At 67.7% G+C, this 11,075-nt stretch carries 14 protein-coding genes; 11 read left to right on the plus strand and 3 right to left on the minus strand.

What is annotated here, in order from left to right; translation table 11 throughout:
* The coding region (locus tag Q7T09_RS14270) for an aminotransferase class I/II-fold pyridoxal phosphate-dependent enzyme (protein WP_304700555.1) at positions 1–247 on the plus strand (247 nt) is incomplete at its 5' end.
* 141 nt (positions 248–388) lie between these two features.
* On the opposite strand, the gene Q7T09_RS14275 is transcribed toward Q7T09_RS14270, so the two are convergent.
* Positions 389–820: a MucR family transcriptional regulator gene (locus tag Q7T09_RS14275; RefSeq protein WP_304700556.1), complete on the minus strand. Its 432-nt coding sequence runs from the start codon at positions 818–820 to the stop codon at positions 389–391.
* Between the two features lie 176 nt (positions 821–996).
* Between Q7T09_RS14275 and glyA the strand changes: the two genes are divergently transcribed.
* The 9 genes from glyA to Q7T09_RS14320 all read left to right on the plus strand — a co-directional run bounded on the left by glyA (position 997) and on the right by Q7T09_RS14320 (position 8,923).
* Positions 997–2,286, plus strand: coding sequence for a serine hydroxymethyltransferase (gene glyA, locus Q7T09_RS14280; RefSeq protein ID WP_304700557.1), 1,290 nt, complete (start codon positions 997–999; stop codon positions 2,284–2,286).
* Between the two features lie 40 nt (positions 2,287–2,326).
* Entirely contained in the window at positions 2,327–2,800 is a 474-nt protein-coding gene (gene nrdR, locus Q7T09_RS14285) for a transcriptional regulator NrdR (RefSeq protein WP_304700558.1), read from the plus strand.
* 147 nt (positions 2,801–2,947) lie between these two features.
* The gene (locus Q7T09_RS14290; RefSeq protein WP_304700559.1) at positions 2,948–3,592 is read left to right on the plus strand and encodes a RibD family protein; all 645 of its coding nucleotides are present in this window, start codon (positions 2,948–2,950) and stop codon (positions 3,590–3,592) included.
* Entirely contained in the window at positions 3,593–4,183 is a 591-nt protein-coding gene (locus Q7T09_RS14295; RefSeq protein ID WP_304700560.1) for a riboflavin synthase, read from the plus strand.
* A gap of 40 nt (positions 4,184–4,223) precedes the next feature.
* Complete coding sequence (ribH, locus tag Q7T09_RS14300; protein ID WP_304700561.1) at positions 4,224–4,685, plus strand: 6,7-dimethyl-8-ribityllumazine synthase; 462 nt, start codon at positions 4,224–4,226, stop codon at positions 4,683–4,685.
* Positions 4,682–5,143 carry a transcription antitermination factor NusB gene (gene nusB / locus Q7T09_RS14305; RefSeq protein ID WP_304700562.1) on the plus strand — a complete coding sequence of 154 codons (462 nt, stop codon included), beginning with the start codon at positions 4,682–4,684 and terminating at the stop codon, positions 5,141–5,143. The genes ribH and nusB overlap by 4 nt, the downstream gene beginning before the upstream one ends.
* On the plus strand, positions 5,127–6,068 hold the full coding sequence (thiL, locus tag Q7T09_RS14310; RefSeq protein ID WP_304700563.1) for a thiamine-phosphate kinase: 942 nt from the start codon (positions 5,127–5,129) through the stop codon (positions 6,066–6,068). The genes nusB and thiL overlap by 17 nt, the downstream gene beginning before the upstream one ends.
* 45 nt (positions 6,069–6,113) lie before the next feature.
* Positions 6,114–6,581, plus strand: a complete 468-nt coding sequence (locus Q7T09_RS14315) for a hypothetical protein (protein ID WP_304700564.1) — start codon at positions 6,114–6,116, stop codon at positions 6,579–6,581.
* A 188-nt stretch (positions 6,582–6,769) separates the two neighbouring features.
* The gene (locus tag Q7T09_RS14320; RefSeq protein WP_304700565.1) at positions 6,770–8,923 is read left to right on the plus strand and encodes a sodium-translocating pyrophosphatase; all 2,154 of its coding nucleotides are present in this window, start codon (positions 6,770–6,772) and stop codon (positions 8,921–8,923) included.
* Between the two features lie 88 nt (positions 8,924–9,011).
* Here the strand turns inward: Q7T09_RS14320 and Q7T09_RS14325 are convergent, their stop codons facing one another.
* A complete protein-coding gene (locus tag Q7T09_RS14325) occupies positions 9,012–9,767 on the minus strand; it encodes a hypothetical protein (RefSeq protein ID WP_304700566.1) in 756 nt (251 codons plus the stop codon).
* Between the two features lie 175 nt (positions 9,768–9,942).
* Between Q7T09_RS14325 and Q7T09_RS14330 the strand changes: the two genes are divergently transcribed.
* A complete protein-coding gene (locus Q7T09_RS14330) occupies positions 9,943–10,602 on the plus strand; it encodes an NAD(P)H-binding protein (RefSeq protein ID WP_304700567.1) in 660 nt (219 codons plus the stop codon).
* A 105-nt stretch (positions 10,603–10,707) separates the two neighbouring features.
* On the opposite strand, the gene Q7T09_RS14335 is transcribed toward Q7T09_RS14330, so the two are convergent.
* On the minus strand, positions 10,708–11,075 hold a 368-nt coding region (locus Q7T09_RS14335), incomplete at its 5' end, for a heme-dependent oxidative N-demethylase subunit alpha family protein (protein ID WP_304700568.1).

The following is an 11,075-nucleotide window of genomic DNA, read 5'->3' on the forward strand; positions in this document are numbered from 1 at the left end:
GAGCCACATCGTCCCGGTCCTGGTGGGCGACCCCCACCACTGCAAGATGATCAGCGACATCCTGCTCGAAGAGCACGGGGTCTATGTCCAGCCCATCAACTACCCCACCGTCCCACGCGGGACCGAGCGGCTGCGCTTCACGCCGTCGCCGGCCCATACCGACGCCATGATGGACGAGCTGGCCGCCACGCTGGAAATGCTCTGGGCCCACTGCAACATCAAGCGCGTGGGCGGCTACGCCGCCTGACAGCGGGCTCCGGCGCGGCTAGCCCCCTGGCCGCCTTGCCCAATCGGGCGAGGGCGCGCATATTCGCGACCTAACCCACCGCTTCGGAGAGGCGCCAACTTCGAGTCTTATCTGAACGATCAGGCGGCCAGGCCGCTCATCTCAACTCCGCCGTCGCACGCCTCGACCCAGGCCGATCTGCTTTGCGAAGTCCGACCGCCGCGCCGCATAGGCCGGCGCCACCATCGGATAATCCGGCGGCAATCCCCACCGACGACGATAGTCATCCGGGCTCAGGTCGAAGCGCGAGCGCAGGTAGCGCTTGAGCATCTTCAGCTTCTTGCCGTCCTCCAGGCAGACGATGAAGTCGTGCTGCACCGACTTGCTGATGGGAACCGCGGGCTTCGGCCGTTCCTCGGGCAGGGCGACGGCCGCCTGGCCGAGGCCCGAAAGGGCCTGGTGGACCGAACGGATCAGATCCGGCAGGTCGTTCTGCGCCACGCTGTTGCGGCTGATGAAGGCCGAGACGATGTCTGTGGCCAGGGACAGGACTTCCTCGCCCGACCCTTCCTCGGCTTCCCTGTCGATACTCATCACGCGCCCCCTGGGTACAAGCCGAACCGTTCGGTGAGGGGCATGATCGCCCGTGCACCTCCGGTGAGGCGTCAACGTCCGTTCCCCGACTTCGTTCCCAGCATTTGGTCCCCAGCGCCCAAGGCGCTAAAGAGCCGCCCAGGCCCGTCCTCCCCAGATTCCCGAAAGGCCCACCCATGACCGCCCAAGCCGCCAATTTCATCGACGCCTTCTTCACCGCCCCGGTCGCCGAGAGCGATCCGGACGTCTCCAGCGTCCTGACCCGGGAGCTGAAGCGCCAGCAGGATCAGATCGAGCTGATCGCCTCGGAGAACATCGTCTCCCACGCCGTGCTGGAGGCCCAGGGCTCGGTCCTGACCAACAAGTACGCCGAGGGCTATCCCGGCAAACGCTATTACGGCGGTTGCGAGGTTGTGGACGAGGTCGAGCAGATCGCCATCGACCGGGCCAAGCAGCTGTTCGGCTGCGAATACGCCAATGTGCAGCCGCACTCGGGCAGCCAGGCCAACCAGGCGGTGTTCATGGCGACGATGAGCCCGGGCGACACCTTCATGGGCATGGACCTGGCCGCCGGCGGCCACCTGACCCACGGCAAGAGCGTCATCCAGTCGGGCAAGTGGTTCCGTCCGGTGGCCTATGGCGTGCGCCAGCAGGACAACATGATCGACTACGACCAGGCCGCCGAGGTGGCCCTGGCCGAAAAGCCCAAGGTGATCATCGCCGGCGGCTCGGCCTATTCGCGGGCCATCGACTTCGCTCGCTTCCGCGAGATCGCCGACAGCGTCGAGGCCCTGCTGATGGTGGACATCGCCCACTATGCTGGCCTGGTGGCGGGCGGCGCCTATCCCAACCCGTTCCCCCACGCCCACATCGTCACCACGACGACGCACAAGACCCTGCGCGGCCCCCGCGGCGGCATGATCCTCACCAACTCCAAGAAGTGGGCCAAGAAGATCGACTCGGCCGTCTTCCCCGGCCTGCAGGGCGGGCCCCTGATGCACGTGATCGCCGGCAAGGCCGTGGCCTTCGGCGAGGCCCTGCGGCCGGAGTTCAAGCTCTACGCCCGCCAGGTCATCGACAACGCCCGGGCCCTGGCCGACAGCCTGCAGGCGGCGGGCTTCAAGATCGTCTCCGGCGGCACCGACAGCCACCTGATGCTGGTGGACCTGACGCCGAAGAACGTCTCGGGCGCCGACGCTGAGATCGCCCTGGAGCGGGCCGGCATCACCACCAACAAGAACGGCATCCCCTTCGATCCGCTTCCCCCGATGCAGACCTCGGGCCTGCGGGTCGGCACCCCGGCCGGCACCACGCGGGGCTTCGGGCCCGCCGAATTCCGCCAAGTGGGCAAGTGGATCGGCGAGGTTCTCGACGGCGTCGCGGCCGGCGGCGACAATTCCGCCATTGAGGCCAAGGTGCGCGGCGAGGTCCTGACCTTGACGAAACGCTTCCCGATCTACAGCTAATCCCTCTAATAGGGGTTGGATTGGCCGGAAGGGCTAGATCATGCGCTGCCCGTTCTGCGGTCATCTCGAAAGCCAGGTGAAGGACAGCCGCCCGTCGGAAGACGGCGCGGCCATCCGCCGCCGCCGGCTGTGCCCCGAGTGCGGGGGCCGATTCACCACCTTCGAGCGGGTCCAGCTGCGGGAGCTGACCATCCTCAAGCGGTCTGGCCGGCGCACGCCCTTCGAGCGGGATAAACTGGCGCGCTCGATCGCCATCGCCACCCGCAAGCGCCCCATCGAGCCCGAGCGGATCGAGAAGATGATCTCCACCATCGTCCGCCAGCTGGAGAGCATGGGGGAAACCGAGCTGCCGTCCTCGGCGGTGGGCGAGATGGTGATGAAGCAGCTCAAGGCCCTCGATGACGTGGCCTATGTCCGCTACGCCTCGGTCTATCGCGACTTCCGCGAGGCCGGCGAGTTCGCGACCTTCCTCGGGGAAGAGGGCCTGAGCGAAGGCTCCGAGGATGATCGGTAACACGCCTCTCCCTCCCCTTCATGGGGAGGGTGGACGGCGCGTTGCGCCGGACGGGTGGGGAAACCTGCCGCCTCCACGCCATTCGCCGGATTTCCCCACCCGGGCGGCTTCGCCGCCTGTCCCTCCCCATGAAGGGGAGGGAGGCTTTTGACCGTCACCCTCAAGCTCGCCACCTCCCTGGACGGCCGCATAGCCACCGCCACCGGCGAGAGCCGCTGGATCACCGGGCCGGAGTCGCGCGAAACCGTGCACCGCCTGCGCGCCGAGCATGACGCCGTCGTCGTTGGCGTCGAGACGGCGCTCGCTGACGATCCAGAGCTGACCGTCCGCCTGCCGGACTACCACGGCCCTCAGCCCGCCCGCGTGGTGCTGGACAGCCGCCAGCGGCTGGCCGACGGCTGCAGGCTGGTGGCCACGGCCCGGGACATCCCGACCTATCTGATCGCCACCACGCCGCCGGAGCCGCGCCTGACCGATGCCGGCGTGCGCGTCCTGCAGGTCCACGCGGTGGGCGAGGAACGGCCCGAACTGCGCGACGTGGTGCGCGTCCTGGCCGCCGAGGGCCTGTCGCGGCTGTTCGTGGAGGGCGGGGGCCAGGTGGCGGCGAGTTTCCTGCGCTGTGGCCTGGTGGACGCCCTGGAGTGGTTCCGCGCCCCCATCATCATCGGCGGGGAGGGCCGGCCGGGGATCGGCGCCCTGGCCATCCAGGCGCTTTCCGACGCGCCGAAGCTCAGGCGGGTTGATCTTCAGGTGCTGGGTCCCGATGTGTGGGAACGCTACGAGAGGATCTGAATGTTCACCGGCATCGTCACAGACGTGGGGCGCGTCCGCGCCGTCCGCGAAACCAACCGCGACCTCAGGTTCGAGATCGAGACGAAGTTCGATCTCTCCACCGTCGATATCGGCGCCTCCATCAGCCATGCCGGCTGCTGCCTGACCGTGGTGGAGAAGGCCGACGGCTGGTTCGCCGTCGAGGTTTCCGGCGAGACCCTGTCCCTAACCACCCTGGCGGACTGGAAGGAAGGCCGCCCGGTCAATCTGGAGCGCGCCGCACGGGTGGGCGACGAACTCGGCGGCCACATCGTCTCGGGCCATGTCGACGGGATCGGCGAGGTGATCTCCATCGAGAGCGAGGGCGGCAGCCACCGGGTGAGGGTCCGCGTTCCCCGCCCCTTGCATCGCTTCATCGCCCCCAAGGGCTCCATCACCGTCGAGGGGGTCTCCCTGACGGTGAACGAGGTGGAGGACGACGTCTTCGGGGTGAACCTGATCCCCCACACCTGGGACGTCACCACCCTGGGAACCCTGGAAGTGGGCTCCAGGGTCAATCTCGAGATCGACATGCTGGCCCGGTATCTCGCCCGCTGGCGAGAAACAGCCTAAAGGGAGCGGCCACCTCAGATCGCCGCCCCGGAAAGAACCCATGCTCGAAGAGAAAATCCGCATCCTCGTCGTCGAGGCGCGCTTCTATTCCGACCTGGCCGATGAGCTGCTCAAGGCCGCCACGGACGTGATCGAGGCCCACGGCGCGGAGTACGACGTCGTCAGCGTCCCCGGCGCCCTGGAAATCCCCGGCGCCATCGCGCTCGCCGAGGAAGGCGGCGCCACCGGCGTGCGCTATGACGGCTATGTGGCGCTCGGCACGGTGATCCGCGGCGAGACCTATCATTTCGAGATCGTCTCCAACGAATCGGCCCGCGGCCTGATGGACCTGGCCGTCGGCCGCCGCCTGGCGATCGGCAATGGCATCCTCACCGTCGAGGACGAGGAGCAGGCCTGGGCCCGCGCCCGCGCCAGCCAGGGAGACAAGGGCGGCGGCGCGGCCCGCGCGGCCCTGACCATGATCTCCCTGAAGAGCCAGCTGATGGGCGGGCAGGCCCGATGAGCAGGCCCAAGCAGGCCCGCTCGGTGGCGCGTCTCGCCGCCGTCCAGGCCCTCTACCAGATGGAAGTCTCCGGGGTCGGCGTCGAGGCGGTGATCCGCGAGTTCACCGACCACCGCTTCGACCGCGGCATCGAGGGCGACGGGGAGGGCGACCCCCTGGCGGCCGCCGACGAGGCCTTCTTCGCCGAGCTGGTGCGCGGCGTGGTGGAGAGCCAGCGGGAGATCGACGCCGCCGTGGTCAAGCGCCTGGCCGCCGGCTGGCGGCTGGAGCGGCTGGACGCCACCGTGCGCGCCATCCTGCGCTCGGGCGCCTATGAGCTGTCCCACCGCGGCGACGTGCCGGTCGAGGTGGTGATCGACGAGTATGTCGAGCTGGCCAAGTCCTTCTTCGAAGGGCCCGAGCCGGGCTTCGTCAACGGCGCCCTCGACAAGGTGGCGCAGGATGTCCGCGCCGGATGAATTCGAACAGATCGCCCGGCTGTTCCGCCCGCTGACCCGCGGCGCGGCCGAGGCGCTCGATCTGTTGGACGACGCCGCCGTGATTCCCTCCCGCCCGGGCTTCGACCTGGTGATCACCAAGGACGCCCTGGTGGCCGGGGTGCATTTCCAGCCCGACGATCCGCCCGACATCATCGCGCGGCGGCTGATGCGGGCCAATCTCTCCGATCTCGCGGCCAAGGGCGCCGAGCCCTACGGCTATCTGCTGATGACCGCCTGGCCGGCTGAGTTCGGCTGGGACCAGCGCCAGGCCTTCGCGCGTGGCCTGGACGAGGATGGCCAGGCCTTCGGGGTGATCCTGCTGGGGGGCGACACGGTGTCGACGCCGGGGCCGCTGACGGTCTGCATGACCCTGCTGGGCTGGGTCCCGACGGGCAAGATGATCCGCCGGGCCGGGGCCAAGGCCGGCGACCTGGTTCTGGTGAGCGGCCCCATCGGCGACGGCTGGCTGGACTGGGGTCCGGGCTGGGGCGAGCTGGACCGCCGCTGGCTGCCGGAGGGCCATCGGCTGCCGACACCCCGGCTGGACCTTCGAGAGGCCCTGCGCGCCCACGCCAGCGCCGCGGCCGACGTGTCCGATGGCCTGATCGCCGACGCCGGCCATATCGCCAAGGCCAGCGGGGTCGGCATGCGGCTGGATCTCGACCGAATGCCGTTGTCGGGGCCGGCGCACGCCTGGCTGGCCACCCAGGACGATCCCGCCGCCGCCCGGTTGCGTCTGGCCACCGGCGGGGACGACTACGAAATCGTCTGCACCGCTCCGTCCGACCAGCCCGCCCTGTTGGGCCTGACGGTGATCGGCGAGGTCGTGGAGGGCGAGGGGGTCGAGGTTCGGGCCGGTGGCGCGGCGCTGGAGGCCGGCCCCGGGGGCTGGCGGCACGGCTGAGGCCGCCGCAAGCTTCCGGAAACCATATTGGCCCACGGTGGCGCCATGCTTCGCCGCGCCTTCCTCGCCGCCGCCACCCTCGGTCTGCTCGCCGGGCCCGCCCGCGCGTCGGAAAAGCCCAAGCCCAGCGGAGGCAAGGCCGAGGTCGGCCAGTATGTCGACCTGGCGCCGGTGGCCCTGCCGGTGGTGGCGCGCGGCGTCGTGGTGAACTACGTCTTCGTCTCGGTGCGGATTCAGCTCTCGGCCATGGCCAACACCGGCAAGCTGCGTACGCGGGAGCCCTATTTCCGCGACGCCCTGGTGCGCGCCGGGCATCGCACGCCCTTCACCCTGGCCACCGACTACACGAAGATCGATGAGGCCAAGCTGAAGGCCAGCCTGTTGCGGGAGGCCATCGCCATCGGCGGGGCCAAGGACGTCAAGGGCGTCACCGTCCTGGAGCAGTCGCCCAAGAAGCGGACCGGCCTGCCCGACCCCTTGACCTGGGGCGCCCGGACCGATTTCCGACCTTGAGCAGCCAATTCCAACGCGCCGTTGCTTCGGCGCATCAGTTTTGGCACTTTCACCCTCTCAAATAAGAGGAGCGTCGCCACAAGACGCTCCAACTGGGGAAACACCATGGGGCCGGGAACACACCGACGCGCGCGCCTAAGGCTGGCGTCGTCCCCCCTCCGCGCAATTGCAAAAGGGGCTTTCAGATAATGAGTTTAACGCTTGAGCTGGTGATCGGCGCCGGCGTTCTGGCGGTGCTGTACGGCATCTTCCAGACCGTTGCGCTGCTCCGGGAATCTCCCGGGAACGCGAGGATGCAAGAGATCGCCGCCGCCATTCAGGAAGGCGCGCAGGCCTATCTGAAGCGCCAATACACCGCCATTTCGATCGTGGGCGTCGTCGTCCTGATCGCGCTGTACTTCCTGATCGGCTCGTATTCGGCGGCCGGGTTCCTGATCGGCGCGGTGCTCTCGGGCGCCGCGGGTTTCGCCGGCATGCTGATCTCGGTACGCGCCAACGTGCGCACCGCCCAGGCCGCGTCGGAGAGCCTGGCCAAGGGCCTGAAGCTCGCCTTCACCTCGGGCGCCATCACCGGCCTCCTGGTCGCGGGCTTCGCCCTGATCGGCGTCGCGGGCTACTACGCCTTCCTGACCCAGGCGCAGGGCCTGGCCCCGGCCGACCGCCACGTCATCGACGGCCTGGTCTCGCTGGGCTTCGGCGCCTCGCTGATCTCCATCTTCGCCCGTCTGGGCGGCGGTATCTTCACCAAGGGCGCTGACGTCGGCGGCGACATGGTGGGCAAGGTCGAGGCCGGCATTCCGGAAGACGATCCGCGCAACCCGGCGACCATCGCCGACAACGTCGGCGACAATGTCGGCGATTGCGCCGGCATGGCGGCCGATCTCTTCGAGACCTATGTGGTCACCCTCGTCGCCACCATGGTGCTGGCGGCGATCGTTTTGCCCGACGCCTACAAGCTCGCCGGCATGATCCTGCCGCTCGCCATCGGCGGCGCCTGCGTCATCACCTCGATCGTGGGCACCTATTTCGTCCGGCTCGGCGCCTCCAACAACATCATGGGCGCGCTCTATAAGGGCATCATCGCCACCGGCGTCCTGTCGCTGGTCGCGTTGCTCCCCATCCTCTGGTGGGTGTTCGGCGATCTCAACGTCGCGCTCGGCACCGCCGAGAAGGCGTTCACGCCGTGGAGCCTGTTCTGGTGCGGCGTCACCGGCCTCGTCATCACGGCGCTGATCATCGTCATCACCGAATACTACACCGGCACCGGCAAGCGCCCGGTCAACTCGATCGCCGAAGCCTCGGTCACCGGTCACGGCACCAACGTCATCCAGGGCCTCGCGGTGTCGCTGGAATCGACGGCTCTCCCGGCTCTCGTCATCGTCGCCGGCATCATCGTCACCTACAACCTCGCGGGCCTGTTCGGCATCGCCTTTGCCGTCGCCACCATGCTGGCGCTGGCCGGTATCGTGGTCGCGCTCGACGCCTTCGGCCCGGTCACCGACAACGCCGGCGGCATCGCCGAAATGGCGGGCCTCGACAAATCGGTGCGCCACAACACCGATGCGCTCGACGCGGTGGGCAACACCACCAAGGCCATCACCAAGGGCTACGCCATCGGTTCGGCCGGGCTCGGCGCGCTGGTCCTGTTCGCCGCCTACACCGAGGATCTCAAGTACTTCGTCGCCAACGCCGTCGAGGGCTCGTTCTTTTACGGCATGGCGGCGGTGAACTTCTCGCTCGCCAACCCCTATGTCGTGGTCGGCCTGCTGTTCGGCGGCCTCCTGCCCTTCCTCTTCGGCGGCATGGCGATGACCGCCGTGGGCCGCGCCGCCCAATCGGTGGTGGTCGAAGTCCGCCGCCAGTTCAAGGCGGACCCGGGCATCATGGCCGGAACCTCCAAGCCCGACTACGCCAAGGCCGTCGACATGCTGACCAAGGCGGCGATCCGCGAAATGATCGTGCCGTCGCTGTTGCCGGTGCTGTCGCCGATCGTCGTCTTCGTCGCGATCTTCTGGATCGCCGGCCGCGCCGAAGGCTTTGCGGCGCTCGGCGCCATGCTGATGGGCGTCATCGTCACGGGCCTCTTCGTCGCCATCTCGATGACCGCCGGCGGCGGCGCCTGGGACAACGCGAAAAAGTCGTTCGAAGATGGCTTCGTGGATTCGCACGGCGTGAAGCACCTCAAAGGCTCCGACGCCCACAAGGCCTCGGTCACCGGCGACACCGTCGGCGACCCCTACAAGGACACGGCGGGTCCGGCCGTGAACCCGATGATCAAGATCACCAACATCGTGGCACTGCTGCTGCTGGCGGTGCTGGCGCATATGAGCGGAGCGGTGTGAGGCGGGAGCCTGACACGAACGACGTTATAGCGATGTGAAATGAGTGAGGCCCGGGAGCGATCCCGGGCCTTTTCGTTCGCAGCATCCGCTAAGAACCGATAGCGAGCCTGACCATCTCAGGATTGGTAAGTGCATGTAACAGATCAAATCGGTGGCCTGTGTTTGAATGGCTACGATTTGCGGTCTTCCTCGCTATGAATGCGAGGGCATCCGCAACTTCCAAGAGTGGCGGCTTCGTTCCCTTGACAATCTCGACTTCTAGTCTCTCCGCTCCCCGTCCCACGTCGAACCACATTCCGTCGATCGCTGCCTTCTGAGAGCGACGGTTGCCATACCAAGGAAGCATCGTGCTCGTCGGGTCGGGTCGAAATGTCAAACAGTGACTTCCATGTCGTTCTACGAGGGGAGCCAAGGCAGCTTGAACGCACTTCATCGCAACGCTCGCTCCGTCAAGGGTCAAATCTCCCTGCGGTGCGATTGGCGCCAGCTTACCGTCCCGATCGGTCCACTTCCCACCAGGAATGGTCAAGGAGCCGTTCACCAACGGCGTAAACCCAACCACGCGAGTTGATGCGATCGGAAGTAGTCGAACGAAAATACTCCAGTAGAGATCGTAAATTTGGTTCCAAGAAAAATCGGACCATGCTGATCGACGCCGACGGGCTTCATCAAAGAATTCCGTCTTGGCGTGGAGTGCCCAACCTACGTGGCCTCCAGAAAGCACCTTTGCATCGCCCAATGCTTCCTCGGCGCGCACCACGTCAGACTCGGTGACCGCGAAGATGGCGTAGCACGCTGCTCTCTCGTCAAAGCTCTCGTCACCAAAGACGACTATCTTCTCCACCACCTCTGTCCTCGGTCCAATGGGGCATCAGTTCCCAGATCTCCCTGCTCAACATATGCTAAGAGTCGAGGACAAGGTCCAGCAGTGGGTCCTGTCGCCATCGACGCAGAGTGCGCCGGCCTTTCGACATGCCATCGCCGGCGCTATGATCCTCGTCCCCTGGCCAGGAGCCCCCATGTCCCGCATCGTCGTCATCGGCGCCCATGGCCGCACGGGCCTGTTGATCGTCAAAGCTCTCGTGGCGCGCGGTGATGCCGTCGTCGCCACCATCCGCAATCCAAAGCACATGGCGGCGCTGGTGAAGCTCGGGGCGGAGACGGTGGGGCTCGATCTGAGCGCCTCGCCGTTCGATGAATGGGTGCATGCGCTCAAGGGCGCCGATGCCGCGGTGTTCGCGGCGGGGTCGGGCACGGGCGAGTCGAGCGCGCTCGATCGCACCGGCACGCTGCGGACGCTGCGCGCCGCGGCGAAGGCCGGGGTCGGGCGCTATGTGAGCATCGCCTCGATCGGCGCCTCGACCGGGATGAAGCTTGCCGGCGCCTGGGCGACCGCGGAGATGGTCGACTATTACAAGCAGAAGCGCGCCGCCAACAAGGCCATCCGCGCCTCCGGCCTCGACTGGACCATTTTGGAGCCGGGCGAGCTCACCGACGCCAGGGGCACCGGCAAGGTGCAGCTGACGACCGAAGCGATCGAGCCGGGATCGATCCCCCGCGCCGACGTCGCGGCGGCGGTCGTCGCCGTGCTGGCCAACCCCAAGACCATTGGAAAGACGTTCCAGCTGGTCAGGGGCAAGACCCCGATTGCCGAGGCCGTCGCCGCCGCGGCGCGATAGGCGGGGTGGGGGGCTTGCCGCATCAGACCCGACCAGCAGCCACTCGCTCCGTCCCAGCACCGCCGCATCACGCCATGAGTGGCGCGGCCGGCCGGCGGGGGCCGGTCACGTCCCTCCCGCCCCGATCTCGCCCAGCCGGGCCAGCAGCCGCTCCCTCTCCACCGCCAGCCCCTTGTACGCCAGCTGCTCGGCGGTCAGCGCGCCGAGCTGGTCGATCAGCGCCGCCGCAATCCCCGCGGCGTCCGGATGGCGTTCGAGCCCGGCGATCGGGTCGATGTAGATGCGGATGGTAAAGAGGATGTCGCCGCTCCGTGGGAGTTTTCGCAGCGTCTGTCGTTCGGCGCGGAAGAACAATTGCTCGGCCCGCGCGCCCGGGCCGAAGCGGCGCGCATCGGCCGCGACCGGATCGGGATGGGCGCGGCGGTCGTCGCCATAGATCGACCAGTTCCAGCGGATCACCGGCGCGGCCGGCC

The sequence above is a fragment of the Phenylobacterium sp. genome, from assembly GCF_030645195.1.
Lineage (GTDB): Bacteria > Pseudomonadota > Alphaproteobacteria > Caulobacterales > Caulobacteraceae > Phenylobacterium.

Bases quoted from the DNA above. Each gene is read 5' to 3' on its own strand.
- Q7T09_RS14275 (WP_304700556.1), bottom strand. From the start codon at position 820: ATGAGTATCGACAGGGAAGCCGAGGAAGGGTCGGGCGAGGAAGTCCTG.
- glyA (WP_304700557.1), top strand. From the start codon at position 997: ATGACCGCCCAAGCCGCCAATTTCATCGACGCCTTCTTCACCGCCCCG.
- nrdR (WP_304700558.1), top strand. From the start codon at position 2,327: ATGCGCTGCCCGTTCTGCGGTCATCTCGAAAGCCAGGTGAAGGACAGC.
- Q7T09_RS14295 (WP_304700560.1), top strand. From the start codon at position 3,593: ATGTTCACCGGCATCGTCACAGACGTGGGGCGCGTCCGCGCCGTCCGC.
- ribH (WP_304700561.1), top strand. From the start codon at position 4,224: ATGCTCGAAGAGAAAATCCGCATCCTCGTCGTCGAGGCGCGCTTCTAT.
- nusB (WP_304700562.1), top strand. From the start codon at position 4,682: ATGAGCAGGCCCAAGCAGGCCCGCTCGGTGGCGCGTCTCGCCGCCGTC.
- thiL (WP_304700563.1), top strand. From the start codon at position 5,127: ATGTCCGCGCCGGATGAATTCGAACAGATCGCCCGGCTGTTCCGCCCG.
- Q7T09_RS14315 (WP_304700564.1), top strand. From the start codon at position 6,114: ATGCTTCGCCGCGCCTTCCTCGCCGCCGCCACCCTCGGTCTGCTCGCC.
- Q7T09_RS14320 (WP_304700565.1), top strand. From the start codon at position 6,770: ATGAGTTTAACGCTTGAGCTGGTGATCGGCGCCGGCGTTCTGGCGGTG.
- Q7T09_RS14330 (WP_304700567.1), top strand. From the start codon at position 9,943: ATGTCCCGCATCGTCGTCATCGGCGCCCATGGCCGCACGGGCCTGTTG.